This is a genomic window from Stenotrophomonas sp. STEN087 (genome assembly GCF_056759115.1).
In genome coordinates this window covers 1-16,442 of sequence record NZ_JBRRCR010000091.1, presented here as the reverse complement: position 1 = coordinate 16,442, position 16,442 = coordinate 1, and the positions used below count along the sequence as shown (strand labels likewise).

17 protein-coding genes are annotated in these 16,442 nt (G+C 69.1%); 8 read left to right on the top strand and 9 right to left on the bottom strand.

Annotation, left to right across the window (positions count from 1 at the left end):
- The first annotated feature begins 342 nt into the window (after window positions 1-342).
- Genes ACVOK1_RS17715 through ACVOK1_RS17690 form a run of 6 tightly spaced genes read left to right on the top strand, consistent with a single transcriptional unit; the run spans window position 343 to window position 4,563 of the window.
- Window positions 343-963 carry a LemA family protein gene (locus ACVOK1_RS17715; RefSeq protein ID WP_481562820.1) on the top strand — a complete coding sequence of 207 codons (621 nt, stop codon included), beginning with the start codon at window positions 343-345 and terminating at the stop codon, window positions 961-963.
- Window positions 964-966: 3 nt separating this feature from the next.
- Window positions 967-1,857 (top strand): TPM domain-containing protein, encoded by an 891-nt coding sequence (locus ACVOK1_RS17710; protein WP_406232930.1) that lies wholly within the window; start codon window positions 967-969, stop codon window positions 1,855-1,857.
- Window positions 1,857-2,351, top strand: coding sequence for a TPM domain-containing protein (locus ACVOK1_RS17705; protein ID WP_108767793.1), 495 nt, complete (start codon window positions 1,857-1,859; stop codon window positions 2,349-2,351). Before ACVOK1_RS17710 ends, ACVOK1_RS17705 begins: the two co-directional genes overlap by 1 nt.
- Window positions 2,352-2,387: 36 nt before the next feature.
- Window positions 2,388-3,275: a prolipoprotein diacylglyceryl transferase gene (gene lgt / locus ACVOK1_RS17700; RefSeq protein WP_481562819.1), complete on the top strand. Its 888-nt coding sequence runs from the start codon at window positions 2,388-2,390 to the stop codon at window positions 3,273-3,275.
- Window positions 3,272-4,066 (top strand): thymidylate synthase, encoded by a 795-nt coding sequence (locus ACVOK1_RS17695; protein ID WP_481562818.1) that lies wholly within the window; start codon window positions 3,272-3,274, stop codon window positions 4,064-4,066. The genes lgt and ACVOK1_RS17695 overlap by 4 nt, the downstream gene beginning before the upstream one ends.
- 5 nt (window positions 4,067-4,071) lie before the next feature.
- Window positions 4,072-4,563: a dihydrofolate reductase gene (locus tag ACVOK1_RS17690; RefSeq protein WP_481562821.1), complete on the top strand. Its 492-nt coding sequence runs from the start codon at window positions 4,072-4,074 to the stop codon at window positions 4,561-4,563.
- A 105-nt stretch (window positions 4,564-4,668) separates the two neighbouring features.
- On the opposite strand, the gene ACVOK1_RS17685 is transcribed toward ACVOK1_RS17690, so the two are convergent.
- The 9 genes from ACVOK1_RS17685 to ACVOK1_RS17645 all read right to left on the bottom strand — a co-directional run bounded on the left by ACVOK1_RS17685 (window position 4,669) and on the right by ACVOK1_RS17645 (window position 13,890).
- On the bottom strand, window positions 4,669-5,673 hold the full coding sequence (locus ACVOK1_RS17685) for a symmetrical bis(5'-nucleosyl)-tetraphosphatase (protein ID WP_481562817.1): 1,005 nt from the start codon (window positions 5,671-5,673) through the stop codon (window positions 4,669-4,671).
- 15 nt (window positions 5,674-5,688) lie between these two features.
- Window positions 5,689-6,072, bottom strand: coding sequence for a Co2+/Mg2+ efflux protein ApaG (gene apaG / locus ACVOK1_RS17680; protein ID WP_079220685.1), 384 nt, complete (start codon window positions 6,070-6,072; stop codon window positions 5,689-5,691).
- Between the two features lie 13 nt (window positions 6,073-6,085).
- Window positions 6,086-6,889: a 16S rRNA (adenine(1518)-N(6)/adenine(1519)-N(6))-dimethyltransferase RsmA gene (rsmA, locus tag ACVOK1_RS17675; RefSeq protein ID WP_108767798.1), complete on the bottom strand. Its 804-nt coding sequence runs from the start codon at window positions 6,887-6,889 to the stop codon at window positions 6,086-6,088.
- Window positions 6,886-7,866, bottom strand: coding sequence for a 4-hydroxythreonine-4-phosphate dehydrogenase PdxA (pdxA, locus tag ACVOK1_RS17670; RefSeq protein WP_481562816.1), 981 nt, complete (start codon window positions 7,864-7,866; stop codon window positions 6,886-6,888). The genes rsmA and pdxA overlap by 4 nt, the downstream gene beginning before the upstream one ends.
- 3 nt (window positions 7,867-7,869) lie before the next feature.
- Complete coding sequence (locus ACVOK1_RS17665; protein WP_481562815.1) at window positions 7,870-9,213, bottom strand: peptidylprolyl isomerase; 1,344 nt, start codon at window positions 9,211-9,213, stop codon at window positions 7,870-7,872.
- Window positions 9,210-11,708 carry an LPS-assembly protein LptD gene (lptD, locus tag ACVOK1_RS17660; protein ID WP_481562814.1) on the bottom strand — a complete coding sequence of 833 codons (2,499 nt, stop codon included), beginning with the start codon at window positions 11,706-11,708 and terminating at the stop codon, window positions 9,210-9,212. The genes ACVOK1_RS17665 and lptD overlap by 4 nt, the downstream gene beginning before the upstream one ends.
- Window positions 11,709-11,797: 89 nt before the next feature.
- Entirely contained in the window at window positions 11,798-12,736 is a 939-nt protein-coding gene (locus ACVOK1_RS17655) for a histone deacetylase family protein (RefSeq protein ID WP_481562813.1), read from the bottom strand.
- A gap of 6 nt (window positions 12,737-12,742) precedes the next feature.
- A complete protein-coding gene (locus ACVOK1_RS17650) occupies window positions 12,743-13,297 on the bottom strand; it encodes a cob(I)yrinic acid a,c-diamide adenosyltransferase (RefSeq protein WP_108767803.1) in 555 nt (184 codons plus the stop codon).
- An 8-nt stretch (window positions 13,298-13,305) separates the two neighbouring features.
- On the bottom strand, window positions 13,306-13,890 hold the full coding sequence (locus tag ACVOK1_RS17645) for a hypothetical protein (protein WP_481562812.1): 585 nt from the start codon (window positions 13,888-13,890) through the stop codon (window positions 13,306-13,308).
- An 89-nt stretch (window positions 13,891-13,979) separates the two neighbouring features.
- Between ACVOK1_RS17645 and ubiH the strand changes: the two genes are divergently transcribed.
- On the top strand, window positions 13,980-15,188 hold the full coding sequence (gene ubiH / locus ACVOK1_RS17640; protein WP_481562811.1) for a 2-octaprenyl-6-methoxyphenyl hydroxylase: 1,209 nt from the start codon (window positions 13,980-13,982) through the stop codon (window positions 15,186-15,188).
- The gene (locus tag ACVOK1_RS17635) at window positions 15,185-16,366 is read left to right on the top strand and encodes a UbiH/UbiF family hydroxylase (RefSeq protein ID WP_481562810.1); all 1,182 of its coding nucleotides are present in this window, start codon (window positions 15,185-15,187) and stop codon (window positions 16,364-16,366) included. Before ubiH ends, ACVOK1_RS17635 begins: the two co-directional genes overlap by 4 nt.
- Window positions 16,367-16,442: the final 76 nt, after the last annotated feature.

The window sequence follows — 16,442 nt, the reverse complement described above, 5'->3', positions numbered from 1 at the left end:
TTTTTTGATCTATCCCGCGCGGTGCCGTTAACCCGTCCTTGGTCGGGAGGGTGGGTGGGCTGGGGGCGTGACCGCCATGGGCCCGAGGCATGCCTCGGGCGGGTTGGGCAGGACGCCCAACCCCGGTCTTGCCGTGTGCGCAGGACATCGCACACGAGCAAGCGGCGACCGAGCTTACAGGGACGTACTTGCAGCGTCCCCCAGCCAACCCACCCTCCCGGCCAATCACAAGATCCCGCACTGAACCACCGCGGAGGGGGCACCGCCCGATGGCCGACCTCCACGCTGGCGTTAACGCGAACCATGGCATGCTCGGCAACCAGTCCTCCCGGAACTCCCGCCATGCGCCTTTTCACCCGCGTCCTGCCCCTGCTGCTGCTGGCCTCCCTGCTCTCCGGCTGCGGCTACAACGCCATCCAGCAGAAGGATGAGGCGGTCAAGGCCAGCTGGTCCGAAGTACTCAACCAGTACAAGCGCCGCGCCGACCTGGTGCCCAACCTCGTGCAGACCGTCAAAGGTTTCGCCAGCCAGGAAGAGCGCGTGCTGACCGAAGTCACCAACGCCCGCTCGCGCGTCGGCCAGATCAACGTCAACGCCGATGACCCGGCCTCGCTCAAGCAGTTCCAGCAGGCGCAGGGCGAACTGGGCAGCGCGCTGTCGCGCCTGCTGGTGGTCACCGAGAACTATCCGGTGCTGAAGTCCGACGCCAACTTCCGCGACCTGCAGGCGCAGCTGGAAGGCACCGAGAACCGCATCACCGTGGCTCGCGGCCGCTACATCCAGCAGGTGCAGGACTACAACACCTACATCCGCTCGTTCCCGCAGCTGGTCACCGCGAAGCTCTTCGGCTACCAGCCCAAGCCCAACTTCAGCGTCGAGAACGAAGCGCAGATCTCCAACGCGCCGGTGGTCGACTTCGGCACCACGCCGCAGCAGCAGCCGGCACCGCAGCCGGCGCACTGACCGATGCGCCTGGCCACCGCGCTGCTGCTGGCGTTCCTGCTGTGGCTGCCGCTGGCCTCGCAGGCGCAGTCGCTGGCGCCGATTCCCGCGCTGGATTCGCCGGTGGTCGATACCACCGGCACCCTCGATGCCGCGCAGAAGCAGGCGCTGGTGCAGCAGGCACTGGACCTGCAGCAGCGCAAGGGCAGCCAGCTGCAGGTGCTGGTGGTGCCCAGCACCCAGCCCGAGGACATCGCCCAGTACACCACCCGCGTCTTCGACCAGTGGCAGATCGGCCGCAAGGGCGTGGATGACGGCGTGCTGCTGGTGGTGGCCAAGGATGACCGGCGCGTGCGCATCGAGCCGGGCTACGGCCTGGAAGGCGCGATTCCCGATGCCATTGCCAACCGGGTCATCCAGGAATACCTGGTGCCGCGCTTCCGCAGCGGCGATTACGCCGGTGGCATCACCGACGCCACGGCCGTGCTGGTGAAGCTGGTCGATGGCGAGCCGTTGCCGGCGCCGGTCAGCGGCCAGCGCGGCCACGAACCGGGTGGTGGTGGCGATACCTGGGTCCTGGCGCTGTTCATCGGCGTGTTCGCCGGCAGCATCCTGCGCGGGGTGTTCTCGCGGGTGCCACGCCCGCTGCGCGGCCTGCTCGGCGGCGGCGGCGCGGCGCTGGCCGCGTTCCTGTTCACTTCCACCCTGCTGGCCAGCGGCCTGGCCGGCATCGTCGGCCTGGTCGTGGCGATGCTGTCCGGCCACCCCGGGCGCTTTGCCGGGGGCGGCGGCTGGGGCGGCGGCAGCTGGGGTGGGGGCGGTGGCTTCGGCGGTGGTGGCGGTTTCGGCGGCGGCGGTGGCTGGGGCGGTGGTGGTGGCCGCTCCGGTGGCGGCGGCGCCTCGGGGGGCTGGTGATGATCCGGCGCCTGCTCCGTCATGTGGTCGCGCCCTCGGTGCGGCGGGCCTTCCCGCCGGACACCCTGCAGGCCATCACCGAGGCCATTGCCGCCGGCGAGGCACGCCATGGCGGCCAGGTGATGTTCGCGGTGGAGGCGGACCTGCCGCTGCACGCGCTGTGGCGGGGCGTGACCCCGCGGCAGGCGGCCGAGCAGGCCTTCGCCCAGCTGCGCACCTGGGATACCCACCACAACAACGGCGTACTGATCTACCTGCTGCTGGCCGACCACGCCATCGAGATCGTGGCCGACCGCGGCCTGCACGGCCGGGTCAGCCCCGCGCAGTGGCAGCGGGTCTGCACCCATCTGCGCGAGGGCCTGCGCGGGGCCAACCCGGTCGAGGCGCTGCGCAGCGCCATCGATGAAGTCTCCGCGCTGGTGGAGGGGCACTTTCCGGCCGCCACGCGGTCCGATGATGACGGCCTGCCCGACACCCCGCAGATCCTGGGTTGAGCCGTAAAATACCCGTACTCCCGCAAGGCAGCTTCCATGATCTATTTCCACGACATCGACCCCATCGCCCTTTCGCTGGGGCCGATCAAGGTGCACTGGTACGGCATCATGTACCTGCTCGGCTTCACCGCGGCCTGGCTGCTGGGCCGCAAGCGCATCGCCGAGGGCCGCCTGCCGGGCGTCGATGCCAACGGTTTCTCCGACCTGCTGTTCTACGCCATGCTCGGCGTGGTGCTGGGCGGGCGCATCGGCTACATGCTGTTCTACGCGCTGGGCGATTTCCTGCACAACCCGCTGCTGCTGTTCAAGGTGTGGGATGGCGGCATGAGCTTCCACGGCGGCCTGCTGGGCGTGGTGGTGGCCTGCTGGTGGTGGTCGCGCCGCAATCGCCTGCATCTGTTCGACACCGTCGATTTCATCGCCCCGCTGGTGCCGATCGGCCTGGCGCTGGGCCGGGTCGGCAACTTCATCGGCGCAGAGTTGTGGGGCAAGTACACTGACGGCACCTGGGGCGTGGTGTTCCCGTCCGGCCTGCCGGCTCCGTTGAACCAGCTCGACCACGCCACCCTGCAGGCGCAGTTCGCCACCGGTGCGCTGAACCAGTACGCCCGTCATCCGTCGCAGCTGTATGAAGCAGCCCTGGAAGGGCTGGTGATGTTCACCGTGCTGTGGCTGGTGTCTGCCAAGCCGCGGCATCGCTACGTGGTGTCAGGGCTGTTCGCGCTCATGTACGGCATCTTCCGCTTTGGCCTCGAGTTCGTGCGCATGCCCGACAACGGCATCTACATCGCCTTCGGCTGGCTGACCAAGGGCCAGATCCTGTGCGTGCCGCTCATCGCCTTCGGCCTGGTGCTGCTGGCCCTGTCGCGCCGCGCGCCGGTGCTGCAGCCGCAGCCGATGGTGGCCGCGGAGGGCAAGGCATGAAGGCCTACCTCGACCTGCTGTCGCATGTGCTCGAGCACGGCACCGAGAAGAGCGACCGCACCGGCACCGGCACCCGCAGCGTGTTCGGCTGGCAGATGCGCTTCGACCTCAACGAAGGCTTCCCGCTGGTCACCACCAAGAAGCTGCACCTGCGCTCGATCATCCACGAGCTGCTGTGGTTCCTGAAGGGCGATACCAACATCGGCTACCTGAAGGACAACCAGGTGCGCATCTGGGACGAGTGGGCCGACGAGAACGGCGACCTCGGCCCGGTCTACGGCAAGCAGTGGCGCAGCTGGGCCACCGCCGATGGCCGCGAGATCGACCAGATGCAGTGGCTGGTGGACGAGATCAAGCGCAACCCCGATTCGCGCCGGCTGGTGGTCAGCGCCTGGAACGTGGGCGAGCTTTCGCAGATGGCGCTGATGCCGTGCCACAACCTGTTCCAGTTCTACGTGGTCGACGGCAAGCTCAGCTGCCAGCTGTACCAGCGCAGCGGCGACATCTTCCTCGGCGTGCCGTTCAACATCGCCAGCTACGCGCTGCTGACCCACATGGTGGCGCAGGCCACCGGCCTGGGCGTGGGCGACTTCGTGCATACGCTGGGCGATGCGCACCTGTATTCGAACCACTACGAGCAGGCCCGCGAGCAGCTGTCGCGTGAACCGCGCGCGCTGCCCAAGCTGTGGTTGAACCCGGAGGTGACCGACCTGTTCGGTTTCCAGTTCGACGACATCCGCATTGATGGCTACGCCCCGCACCCGGCGATCAAGGCGCCGGTGGCGGTATGAGTGCAATGAAGCTGTCGATGATCGTGGCACTGGACCGCAACCGTGGCATCGGCCAGGGCAACGCGATGCCCTGGCACCTGCCGGACGACTTCAAGCACTTCAAGGCGCTCACCCTGGGCAAGCCGATCCTGATGGGGCGCAAGACTGCCGAATCGATCGGCCGCGTGCTGCCGGGGCGGACCAACCTGGTGCTGACCCGCAGCGGCCAGGTGCCGTTCGAGGGCATGCGCGCGGTGGCGTCGCTGGACGAGGCGAAGGCCATTGCCGAAGGCGAGGGCGCCAGCGAGCTGTGCATCATCGGCGGCGGCGAGATCTTCCGCCAGCTGCTGGACCAGGCCAGTGATCTGTACCTGACCTGGGTGGATGCAGACGTACCGGCCGACACCCATTTCCCCGAGGTGGATCCGGGCGTGTGGCAGGAAACCAGCAGCGAGCCGCATCCGGCCGATGCGCGCCACGCGTACGCGTTCCGGTTCGTGCACTACGTGCGTCGCTGACCATGGGTAGAGTCGACCGTTGGTCGACTGCTCCTGCATCAAATCGCGGAAAACCCCGCGCGGCGCGCGCGAGTCGACTGACAGTCGACTCTACCCGTACAGGCCTCAGCCCTGCGGCGGTGCGCTGTTGCCGCCACCACCACCACCACCACCACCACCACCACGGCGACGACGACGACGCGGGCCACGGTTGGCGGCAGGTGCTGCGGCCGCTTCCTTGTCCTGCGCGGCAGCGGCCGGCCGCTCGCGCGCCGGTCGTGCCGGCGGGCGGGCATTGGCCACCGGTGCCGGCACATCCCGGCCGGGTACCTGCACCACACGCAGTTCGTCGGTGTCGAGCTGGATGGCGGTGAGCTTGCCGCCCCACACCGCACCGGTGTCGATGGCATGCACGCCCTGGGTGATGGTCAGGCCCAGCGCCGACCAGTGGCCACAGACCACCTTCAGGTCGCGCTCGACCCGGCCCGGTACTTCGAACCAGGGATACAGCCCCTGTTCCTGCGTGCCCGGCGTGCCCTTGTCCTCGATGCCGATGCGCCCACGCGGGGTGCAGTAGCGCATGCGGGTGAGCACGTTGATGATCGCGCGCGAGCGGTCGTAGCCGGACAGGTTCGGTGCCCAGCTCGGCTTGTCGCCGTACATGTTGCGGAACAGCTTGCGGTAGCCGGCGCCATGCAGCTGCACTTCCACCTCGGCGGCGTGCTTCTCGGCCATCTGCGTGGTCCACTTCGGCGCCAGGCCGGCATGCACCATCATCCAGCCCAGCTCGCGGTCCACGTGCACCAGCTTCTGCAGGCGCAGCCAGTCCAGCAGCTCGTCGCGGTCCTCGGCCTGCACGATGCGCAGCAGGTCCGGGTTGACCTTGCGCTGTTCCTCTTCGGTGCGCGCACCGACGGCCAGCAGCGAGAGGTCATGGTTGCCCAGCACCACCACGCTGTGCTCGCGCAGCGAATGCACCAGGCGCAGGGTTTCCAGCGACTGTCCGCCGCGGTTCACCAGGTCGCCGCAGAACCACAGGGTGTCCTGCGCCGGGTCGAAGCGGATCTTTTCCAGCAGTCGCTGGGTCACGTCGTAGCAGCCCTGCAGGTCGCCGATCGCCCATACACTCATCGTCCGGCCTCCGTGTCAGTGCAGGGTACGCGGCACGGCCAGCACGAAAGGTGCGACCGGCGCGGCGAATTCGGTGCCGTCATCGGCAACCATGTCGTAGTGGCCCTGCATGGTCCCGTGGTCGGTCCCCAGCATGACACCCGAGGTGTAACGGAAGTCTTCACCCGGGCGCAGGCGCGGCTGCTCGCCGATCACCCCGTCGCCATCGACATGCTCGACACGGCCGTTGGCATCGGTGATGCGCCAGTGGCGGGCGACCAGGCGCGCGGCAACGCGCCCCTGGTTGTGGATGCGGATCGTATAGGCGAACGCATAGCGGCCGTCTTCCGGCGCGGATTGGTCGTCGAGGAAGCGCGGAGCAACCTCGACAGTAATGGCGTAAACGTCAGCGTCTTCCATACCGGCAGTGTAATCAGGTGGCATTGGCCAAAGCGATGAATTCAGCCACATCCAGCTGTTCTGCACGGGCATCGGGGCGCACGCCGGCGGCCGCGAACTGCTCGGCCGTGACGACGTTGTTGAGCGCATTGCGCAGGGTCTTGCGGCGCTGCCCGAAGGCGGCCTTGACCACGTCGGCAAAGCGCTTGTGGTCGTTGATGTTGACGCTGGCCGGGTCACGCGGCACCAGCCGCACCACGGCCGAATCGACCTTCGGCGGCGGCCGGAACGCGCCCGGCGGCACCACGAACAGCGAGGTCACCTGGCAGTAGGCCTGCAGCATCACGCTGAGGCGGCCATAGACCTTGCTGCCCGGGCCGGCAGCCATGCGGTCCACCACTTCCTTCTGCAGCATGAAGTGCATGTCGCGGACGACCGCGGCGTGCTCCAGCGCGTGGAACAGGATGGGCGAGGAGATGTTGTAGGGCAGGTTGCCGACCAGGCGGATCGGCTCGCCGGCGGCCAGCGCGGTGAAATCCACGCGCAGCACGTCGCCCTGGACGATGGTCAGATCGCCCAGCGGTTCGGCGGCGGCGGTGAGCGGCGCGATCAGGTCGCGGTCGAACTCGATCACCGTCAGCGTCGGGTGCACGCGCAGCAGGGGCAGGGTGATCGCGCCCTGGCCGGGGCCGATCTCGACCAGACGGTCACCGTCCTTGGGATTGACCGCCATCACGATCTTGTCGATGTAGTGGCGGTCGGCCAGGAAATGCTGGCCAAGCTGCTTCTTGGCCGGGGCGGTGAACACCGGGCCGGAGGGGGAATGCGGGGAATTCATGCGCTCAGTGTACGTTGCCGGGCCAGCCGCGCACACAGCGCCGTTGCGGCCTGCAGGCTGGAAGGATCGGCGATGCCACGTCCGGCCAGCTCCAGCGCGGTGCCGTGGTCGACGGCCACGCGCGGGTAGGGCAGGCCCAGGGTCAGGTTCACGGCCTGTTCGAAGCCGGAATACTTCAGCACCGGCAGGCCCTGGTCGTGGTACATGGCCAGCACGGTGTCGAAGCCGGCCAGCTTGGCCGGCAGGAAGGCGGTATCGGCCGGCAGCGGCCCGACCAGGTCCATGCCCTCCGCGCGCAGGCGCTGCAGCAGGGGGATGACCAGGTCCAGCTCCTCGCGGCCGAGGTGGCCGTCTTCGCCGGCATGCGGGTTCAGCCCGAGCACGGCAATGCGTGGCGCGGGCAGGCCGAACTCGCGGCGCAGCGCGGCATGCACGGTGCGCAGGGTGTGTTCCAGGCTGGGCGCGGTGATCGCATCGGCCACCTCGCGCAGCGGCAGGTGGGTGGTGGCCAGGGCCACGCGCACGATGTCGTTGGCCAGCATCATCACCACCTTCACCCCGGCCTGGTCGGCCAGCAGTTCGGTGGTGCCGCCGTAGGCGATGCCGCCCTGGTTGATCACCGCCTTGTGCACCGGGCCGGTGACCACGCCCTGCAGCTCGCCGGACAGGCAGGCCTGGCCGGCCGCCAGCAACGCGCCGATCACCGCGCCCGCATTGGCGGGATCGGTCTGGCCGAAGTGGCTGGGGGTGGAGTTGCCGAGGGCGCGCAGGCGCAGGTCGCCGGGCAGGCGGGCCTCGGCATCCTCGGGCAGCAGCTGCAGGGGCAGCTTCAGCGCGGCCGCGGCCGCGCGCAGGGTATCCGGGTCGGCGAAGGCCAGCAGCCGGCAATCATCACGCGGCTGCTGGACAAGGCGGACGCACAGCTCCGGGCCGATCCCCGCCGGCTCGCCCGGTACCAGAGCGAGCTCGGGGCGCATCGGTCAGGGCTGCTGCGGCGTCGCGGTGTTCTCCGCGCGGTCGCCACTGCGGAAGCTGACGTAGGCTTCGCCACGCAGTTCCTGCAGGAAACGGTTGTATTCGTCTTCCAGCTTGCGGCGGCCGATGGTCTCGCGGACCTGGGCACGCTGGTTGTCGCTGGTCACGTCGGTCTGGCGCGTGGCAACGCGCTGCACGATGTGCCAGCCGGCATCGGTACGGAACGGCTGGCTGACGCCGCCGTCCTGGATGCCTTCGACCTGCTGGCCGAACGCCGGACCGAAGGCATCGGCCGGGAACCAGCCCAGATCGCCGCCCTGGCCCTTGCTGTTGTTGTCTTCCGACGATTCCTTGGCCACGGCCTGGAAGTCGGCACCGCCGACGATGCGGGCACGCAGGGTGTCGATCTTGGCCTTGGCGGCCGCGTCGGTCTGGTTGTCGTCCACGCGCACCAGGATGTGGCGGCCGTGGTACTCGGTGACGGTGTGGTCGCCAGAGGCGGCGTTGGCATCGCGCACTTCCACCAGCTTCAGCAGCTGGAAGCCGCTCGGGCCACGGATCGGACCGACCACGTCGCCGGCCTTCATCTGCTGCATCATCTGCGCGAAGGCGGCCGGGATCTCATCCAGGCTGCGCCAGCCCAGATCGCCGCCTTCCAGCGCGTTGGGGCTGTCCGAATAGCGGACGGCGGCGGCGTTGAAGTCCAGCTCGCCCTTGTCCAGCAGTGCCTTCACGCCGTCGGCCTTCTTCTGGCCGGTGGAGATCTGTTCGGCAGTGGCGCCGTCGGGCAGGGCCACCAGGATGTGCGCCAGGTGGTACTGGTTGCCGACGGTGGCCTGCTGCTTCAGGGCAGCATCGACCTCGCCTTCGCTGACGCTGATGCGGCTCTGGGCGAAGCTCTGGCGCAGGCGCTGCACGGTGATCTCGTCACGCACCGAGGCGCGGAAATCGGCGAAATCGATGCCGTCGCTGGCCAGGCGCTGGCGCAGGGCGTCCAGGTTGGAACCGTTCTGCTGGGCGATCGAGTTCATCGCCTGGTTCAGTTCCTGGTCGCTGATGCGGATGCCGCTGCCCTGGGCGCGGGCGACCTGCAGCTTGACCAGCACCAGACGCTCGAGCACCTGGCGGCTGAGCACGTCGTCGGGCGGCAGCTGGTTCTCACGACCGGCGTACTGGGCCTTGATGTTGACGATCGCACGCTGCAGTTCGCTCTGCAGCACCACGTCCTCATCGACGATGGCTGCAATGCGGTCCAGCGGCTGGGCCTCCTGGGCGATGACCTGGAGGGGGGCGGACACGCTGGACACGGCCAGCAGCGAAGCGAGTAGGACGGGGAAGCTCTTGGTCATGGGATCTGGTTTGGATCGTAGTCGTCCCGGGTCGCCCCGGTGTTGCTGGGCGGCACGAGATAGAGGTCGTCGCGGTTGTACCCGAGGATAGCACGGCGCAGGGTGCGGTCCGTGTCCTGGCCCAGCGAGCTCAGGCCCTTGAGCACGAACTCGAGCTGGATGGAGTTGTTCAGATCACCCTCGCGGTTGCGCACGTAGCGGCGGGCCACGGCGCGCACGGCCAGGCAGCAGCTGTCCCACTGCACGCCGCCGATGATTTCCAGCGGCTTGCTGTCCTGGATGGAGTAGTAATAGCGGCCGACCAGGCTCCAGCGCTCGTTCAGCGGGTACAGGAACGACAGGTCAGCCTGTTCCAGCAGGGTGCGCTCTTCCTTGGTGGCATTGGCCGCCGCACCGGCGTTGATGCGGTAGCGGTAGCTCAGGTTGACCACGCCGTCGTTGGACATCAGGTAGCGGGCGCGGACGCTGGCCAGATCCTCACGCTTGTACTTCGGGTCCCACTGGTAGGTGGCGCCGAGGGTCCAGCGGTCGTTGATCATGTAGTTCGAATCGGCGATCCAGGCCGACTTGCCCTTTTCGACCGGGGCGCCGCCCGGGGTCACGGTCACCCGCGACTCGTCGAAGTACTGGATCTGGCCGATCGAGGCCGAGAAGCGTTCCTTGCCCGTGGTCTGGTCGATGAAGCGGGTGCTCAGCGCCATGGTCAGCTGGTTGGCGTCGTTCTGGCGGTCGGCGCCGGTGTAGCGCGAATCGCGGAACAGCTGGCCCCAGCTGAAGGTGAAGTCACGGGTATCGAAGATCGGCAGGTCGTCCTGGTTGCGGTAGGGCGTGCGCAGGTAGAACAGGCGCGGCTCCAGGGTCTGCAGGAAGGACTTGCCGCCGATCTTGGTGTCGCGGTCGAAGAACAGGCCGGCATCCAGGCTGGCGATCGGCATACTGCGGCTGGGCGAGGTGTTCCCGCGCAGCTGGTCCGGGGTCGCGGTGGTCGGATCAATGCCCTGCGAGCGAAGGATCTGGCCACGGATGCCGTTGACGCCGTCCACCAGGCTGCGGTCCAACTGGTAAGCGGTGTAGCGGTAGGCCAGGGTAGGGGTCACATACCAGGCCGCGCCGCTGATCGGGAACGAGACGGACGGCTTGATGTCCAGGCGTGAGCCCCCACTGACACCGATGCCGTCGGTCTGGCGCACGCCGGTGCGCACGTACTCGCCCTCGCTGTCCACGGTCTTCAGGTTGATGTCATCGTGGGTGAAGCGCACGGCCTCGGCGTACAGCGAGGTTTCCACCCACGGCAGCAGCGACTTGTCCCAGTTGAAGTACACGCGCGGCTGGCGGTTGTAGGCCAGCGCCGACTCGGTCAGCGTGTAATCGGTCAGCTGCCAGCGGTCGGCCATGATGCCGGCGGTCCAGTCCTGGCCGGTGCCGTACAGGCCGATGGTGCTCTGCAGGTTGGACGCGGTGACGCCGACCAGGCGGTTGGCGAAGTCCTCGATGTAGCGCTCGTCACTGACCCAGGCCAGGTTGGCGCGCGCCTGCCAGTGGCTGTCGACGTTGTGGTAGCCACTGAACATCACCCGGCCGCGGTCCATGTCGCGCAGCTTGTCGTTGGGGATGTAGGAGGTCAGCAGTTCGCCGCGGCCGCCGTTGTAGAGGTAGCGGAACTCGTTGTCGAGCATCAGGCCGCGCCGGCTCATGTAGCGCGGCGTCAGCGTGTCGTCGTAGTTCGGCGCCAGGTTCAGGTAGATCGGCTGGGCGTAATCGAAGCCGTTGCGGCCGGACATGCCCAGCTGCGGGAACAGCAGGCCGGTCTTGCGGCGGTCGTCGATCGGGAACTTGAAGTACGGCGCCCACAGCACCGGCACCTTGCCGATGCGCAGCACGGCATTGCGGGCGGTGCCAAAGCCTTCGTCGTTGTCCACTTCGATTTCCGGCGCCGACAGCTTCCACACCGGCTGCGAGGGATCGCAGGTGGTGTAGGTCGAGCGGTGCATCTGGCCGACGGCGCCCTGCAGGTCGACCGATTCGGCATCGCCGTTGCCACGGCGCGACACCAGCTGGTACTGGATGTCGGTGATCTTGTGGGTGTCGCTTTCCTGGTTGCCCTCGGCACGCTTGGCGACCATGCGGATCGACGCATCCTGGTAGCGCACATTGCCGTCGGCGATGTAGTTGCCACTCTCGGTGTCGAAGCTGAGCTTGTCGGTACCGACGAACTGGTCGCCACGGCGCAGCGCCACGTTGCCCTGGTACTGCGGCACGGTGGTGGTGCCCAGCAGCTGGTCACCCTCGATGTCGGTGGGCTGCTGCTCGCGTTCGGCGCTGGCGGCGGCCTTGTCCTGCCCGGGTACGGGGACCGGGGTCGGGGCATCGGTGAAGGCGGGAATGACCTCGGTTGCCGGGCACAGGCCCCAGTTGAGCGGCTTGTCATCGGCCATCGCGGGAAGGCAGACGGCGATGCTCAGGGGCAGGGGAAGCAGGCGGAGGGCTCGGCGCACGCGGTTCGGATTCGGGCGAAAACGGACGGTAGATTGCCCCATCCGCTGCATAGGGGCAATGAAGGTTGCCGCCCACTGCCGGTTCGGGTTCATCCAGCCCGTGGCCCGGACGCCGCTTCCAGCAGGGCCTGGACATGGGCCACGGTGCACTCGGACAGGGCCTGCAGGTCATAGCCGCCCTCCAGCATCGACACCACCCGACCGGCCGCGTGGCGGCGGGCCAGCGCATGCAGTTCGGCGGTGATCCAGGCGAAATCGTCGGTTTCCAGCATCAGGTCGGCCTGCGGGTCGCGCAGGTGGGCGTCGAAGCCGGCCGATATCAGCAGCAGCTGAGGGCGGAAGTCGTCGATGGCCGGCAGCATCTCGTCGGCCCAGACATTGCGGAAGCGGAACCCGCCACTGCCCGGCGGCAGCAGGATGTTCATCAGGTTGCCGGCGCCACGGTCGCGGCGCAGGCCCGAATTGGGGAACAGCCCGGCCTGGTGGGTGCTGTAGTACGACACCCGGGCGTCGTGCTGGAAGATGTCCTGGGTGCCGTTGCCGTGGTGGACATCGAAGTCCACCACCGCGATGCGCTCCAGCCCGTGGCGGTCGCGCGCGTAGGCGGCGGCCACGGCGATGTTGTTGAGCAGGCAGAAGCCCATCGCCGTGCTGCTGGTGGCGTGGTGGCCGGGCGGGCGCACCGCGCAGAACGCCAGCGGATCCTCGCCGAGCATCACCGCATCGACCGCAGCCACGCCGGCGCCGGCCGCGTGCACGGCGGCGCTGGCCGAACCGGGCGAGGTCCAGGTGTCCATGTCGAGCTGGCGCAGCGGCAGGGTCTGCGGCTGCAGGACGAAGTCGAGCAGGGCGCTGTCGTGCACCCGGCTCAGTTCACCGAACTTGGCCGGCGGCGCCTGGCGCCAGTCCAGCTGGCCGGGGAAGGCCTGGTGCAGGGCATCGAGCACCCCCTGCAGCCGCTGCGGGCACTCGGGATGGCCGGGGCCGGGGTCGTGCTGCAGGCAGGCGGGGTGGGTATAGACCAGCATCGGCGGTCAGCGCTGCCGGTGCTGCGGCTGCCACAGCGCCTCGCCGTGGCCATCGGCACGGGCCAGCACCCGCGACAGAACGAACAGCAGGTCGGACAGCCGGTTGAGGTACTGCAGGGCTTCGCTGCGCACGCTTTCCACCCGCGCCAGGGCGACCGTCTCGCGCTCGGCCCGGCGCACGATGGTGCGTGCGAGGTGGCAGCGCGCGGCCGCTTCGCCGCCGGCCGGCAGGATGAATTCCTTCAGCATCGGCAGGTCGGCGTTGTAATGATCCAACTGCTGCTCCAGCGCCGAGATGTCGGCGGCGTGGATGGCGGCATGGCCCGGCACGCACAGCTCGGCGCCGAGGTCGAACAGCTGGTGCTGCAGGTGGACCACCAGCGCCCGCACGTCGTCGGGCAGCGCCGTGGCCAGCAGCAGGCCAAGGGCGGCATTGGCTTCATCCACCGTGCCGTACGAGGCCACGCGCAGGTCGTCCTTGCCGACCCGGCTGCCATCGCCGAGGCCGGTGCTGCCGTCATCGCCGGTACGGGTGTAGATGCGCGAGAGACGATGGCCCATGCGATGGCTCAGTGCTGGATGTCGCGGCGGGCCTGCTGCAGCTTCAGCACCTGCTCGACTGCCAGCTGCAGGGCCGCGGCCAGCGCCACGTAGAGGGCCGTGGTGCGCAGGTAGGGGCCGAACCACTGCGCGTAGTTCTGCGCCCAGCCGGCCACGGTCGGCTCGGCCACGTTGCGGGTGGTCCAGTAGAAGCCGCCCTGTGCCAGCAGGTGGCACAGCGCCACCGATGCCACCAGCAGCAGTGCGCCCTTGCCCAGGGTCGACCAGTGCGCGCCGTGGTAGTTGCGGCCCAGCAGCAGGCCACCGGCCCACAGCGAGAAGTACGCCGGCAGCAGCAGCCAGTAACCCGGCGAGACGCAGTAGTGCTGCCAGAAATCCAGGCCGCTGCTGCGGATCACGATCCAGTCCACCAGCACCGCGAAGACCATCAGCAGCGGGAAGGCCCAGCGCGTCCAGCGCGCCAGGTAGAAGCCACCGATGAAGAACACCGCCCAGGATGCATCGGGGATGGCTGCGAAGTGGTTGACCCGGGTCGCCGCCAGCAACAGCACAAGCACGGAGAGGACAAAGGCGCGGTTGGCGGTGTCGGACATGGCAGCGGGCCCGGAGCGGATTCAGCTTTCATTCTAGCCCGCCGCGCGGGTTGGCGCAGGGCCCGGCGGCGAGCGCGTATCATTGGCTCATGAGTGAACGACATGATGTGCTGATCGTCGGTGGCGGTCTGGTGGGAGCCAGCCTGGCCATCGCCCTGGACCGGCTGGGCCTGGACGTGGGCCTGCTCGAGGCCAGCCCGGCCGGCGAACTGCCGGCGGTGTTCGACCAGCGCAACCTCAGCTTCGCCGCCGCCACCGTCAATGCGCTGACCGCGCTGGGGGTGATGCAGAAGCTGGCGATGGCGCCCGGCCCGATCCGCCGCATCCATGTCAGCCGCGCCGGGGATTTCGGCCGGGTCCAGCTCGACGCGGCCGATTACGACCGGCCGTGGTTCGGCCAGGTGGTGGTGGCGCGCGATTTCGGCCAGGCGCTGGAAGCGCGCCTGCAGGAACTGCCGCGCCTGCACCGTTACCGGCCGATGCGTTTCCTCGGCCTGGGCGAGGTGGTCGATGGCCACCGCCAGGTGCGCGTGGCCGACGAGAGCGGCGAGCGCGTGCTGCAGGCACGGCTGGTGGTCGGTGCCGACGGTACCGCCAGCGGCGTGCGCGAGGCATTGGGCATCGACGTCGACCGCCATGATTTCCTGCAGACCCTGTTCGTCGCCCGTGTGCGCAGCCAGCGTGCGCCCGATGGCAGTGCCTGGGAGCGTTTCACCGACACCGGACCGACGGCACTGCTGCCGCGTGGTGACCGCCACTTCGGCTGCGTGCACGGCGTGGCCCGTGACCAGGCCGAGGCGGTGATGGCGCTGGACGATGCCGCCTGGCTGCAGCGCCTGCAGAATGCGCTGGGCTGGCGCGCCGGGCGCCTGCTTGAATCCGGTCCGCGCAGTGCCTATCCGCTCATCCAGGTGCTGGCGCGCGCGCTGGCCGGGCAGCGCACGGTGCTGCTCGGCAATGCCGCGCAGACCATCCACCCGCTGGGGGCGCAGGGTTTCAACCTGGGCCTGCGCGATGCGCTGACCCTGGCCGAGCTGCTGGAAGACGCGGGCGGTGATGCCGGCAGCGATGGCCTGCTGCAGGCCTACGTGGCCCGCCGCGAAGAGGACCGCCGGCAGACGGTGGCGTTCTCCGGTGGCCTGGCCCGGCTGACCAGCAACCCGGCGCCGCTGCTGCGGCCGCTGCGCAGCCTGGGCCTGGTCGCCGCGCAACGCGCGTCGGTGCAGTCGATGCTGGTCGGCGGCGCGATGGGTTTCCGCGGTGACGTGCCGCGCCTGTGCCGTGGGGAGGCCGTATGAGCCGCCGCATGCGCCTGGACGTGGCCATCGTCGGCGGTGGCGTGGTCGGTGCGGCCTGTGCGCTGGCGCTGGCCGATGCCGGTCTGTCGGTCGCCCTGGTCGAAGGCCGCGAGCCGTCGCCGTGGCAGGCCATGCAGCCGGACCTGCGCGTGTTCGCCTTTGCCGCCGACAACGTGCAGCTGCTGCAGCGCCTCGGCGTGTGGCCGTCGATCGCCCAGGCCCGTGCCTGGCCGTACCGGCGCATGCGGGTGTGGGATGCAGCCGGTGGCGAGGATCTGTTGTTCGACGCCGACCGCTTCGGTCGTCGCGAGCTGGGCTACATCGTCGAGAACGGGCTGCTGCAGGACCGCCTGTGGGCGGCGCTGCCGGCCGCTGGCGTGCAGCTGCACTGTCCGGCGCGGGTGGAAGCGCTGGAGCAGGACGAAGACGGCGTGCGCCTGCGCCTGGACGATGGCCGTCGCCTGGATGCCGCGCTGGCCGTGGCTGCCGATGGCGCCGAATCAACCCTTCGCCAACTGGCCGGGATCGAGGTCGAGCGCCACGATTACCACCAGCGTGGCGTGGTGGCCTATGTGGACAGCGAACTGCCCAACCAGGCCACCGCCTGGCAGCGCTTCCTGCCCACCGGGCCGCTGGCCCTGCTGCCGGTGGCCGAGCGCCGCAGTTCGATTGTCTGGACCTTGCCCGAGGACGAGGCCGCACGCGTGCTCGCCCTGGACGAAGCCGCCTTCAACCGCGAACTGACCCGTGCCTTTGCCGCACGCCTGGGCGAACTGCGCCTGGCCTCGCCGCGTGCGGCGTTCCCGCTGCGCCGGCAGCTGGCCCGCCATTACGTGGCCGGCCGCGTGCTGGCGCTGGGCGATGCCGCACATGTGGTGCACCCGCTGGCCGGGCAGGGCGTGAACCTGGGGCTGCGCGATGTCGCCGCCCTGCAGCAGTGGCTGGCGCCGTCGGCCGAGCGCCGTGGCCAGCCGCGGCTGTCACCGCAGCGTCTGCAGCGCTGGGCGCGCGAACGGCGCAGCGACAACCAGATTGCCGCCTACAGCTTCGATGCGATCAACCGCCTGTTTTCCAACGACGAAATGCACCTGACCCTGGCCCGCGGCCGCGCGCTGGGCTGCGTCGGCAAGTGGCCGCCGCTGGTGCAGGCATTCTGGAAGCGCGCCGCCGGCGTCTAAGCGGAATGCCCCGGTAGCGCCGGGCCATGCCCGGCGAGCGCGCAGCGCGGTTCACCCATTCCGCCGGGCATGGCCC

Excerpts from the sequence above, each read along its gene's own strand:
- ACVOK1_RS17715 (WP_481562820.1), top strand. The coding sequence starts at position 343 with ATGCGCCTTTTCACCCGCGTCCTGCCCCTGCTGCTGCTGGCCTCCCTG.
- ACVOK1_RS17710 (WP_406232930.1), top strand. The coding sequence starts at position 967 with ATGCGCCTGGCCACCGCGCTGCTGCTGGCGTTCCTGCTGTGGCTGCCG.
- ACVOK1_RS17705 (WP_108767793.1), top strand. The coding sequence starts at position 1,857 with ATGATCCGGCGCCTGCTCCGTCATGTGGTCGCGCCCTCGGTGCGGCGG.
- lgt (WP_481562819.1), top strand. The coding sequence starts at position 2,388 with ATGATCTATTTCCACGACATCGACCCCATCGCCCTTTCGCTGGGGCCG.
- ACVOK1_RS17695 (WP_481562818.1), top strand. The coding sequence starts at position 3,272 with ATGAAGGCCTACCTCGACCTGCTGTCGCATGTGCTCGAGCACGGCACC.
- ACVOK1_RS17690 (WP_481562821.1), top strand. The coding sequence starts at position 4,072 with ATGAAGCTGTCGATGATCGTGGCACTGGACCGCAACCGTGGCATCGGC.
- ACVOK1_RS17685 (WP_481562817.1), bottom strand. The coding sequence starts at position 5,673 with ATGAGTGTATGGGCGATCGGCGACCTGCAGGGCTGCTACGACGTGACC.
- apaG (WP_079220685.1), bottom strand. The coding sequence starts at position 6,072 with ATGGAAGACGCTGACGTTTACGCCATTACTGTCGAGGTTGCTCCGCGC.
- rsmA (WP_108767798.1), bottom strand. The coding sequence starts at position 6,889 with ATGAATTCCCCGCATTCCCCCTCCGGCCCGGTGTTCACCGCCCCGGCC.
- pdxA (WP_481562816.1), bottom strand. The coding sequence starts at position 7,866 with ATGCGCCCCGAGCTCGCTCTGGTACCGGGCGAGCCGGCGGGGATCGGC.
- ACVOK1_RS17665 (WP_481562815.1), bottom strand. The coding sequence starts at position 9,213 with ATGACCAAGAGCTTCCCCGTCCTACTCGCTTCGCTGCTGGCCGTGTCC.
- ACVOK1_RS17655 (WP_481562813.1), bottom strand. The coding sequence starts at position 12,736 with ATGCTGGTCTATACCCACCCCGCCTGCCTGCAGCACGACCCCGGCCCC.
- ACVOK1_RS17650 (WP_108767803.1), bottom strand. The coding sequence starts at position 13,297 with ATGGGCCATCGTCTCTCGCGCATCTACACCCGTACCGGCGATGACGGC.
- ACVOK1_RS17645 (WP_481562812.1), bottom strand. The coding sequence starts at position 13,890 with ATGTCCGACACCGCCAACCGCGCCTTTGTCCTCTCCGTGCTTGTGCTG.
- ubiH (WP_481562811.1), top strand. The coding sequence starts at position 13,980 with ATGAGTGAACGACATGATGTGCTGATCGTCGGTGGCGGTCTGGTGGGA.
- ACVOK1_RS17635 (WP_481562810.1), top strand. The coding sequence starts at position 15,185 with ATGAGCCGCCGCATGCGCCTGGACGTGGCCATCGTCGGCGGTGGCGTG.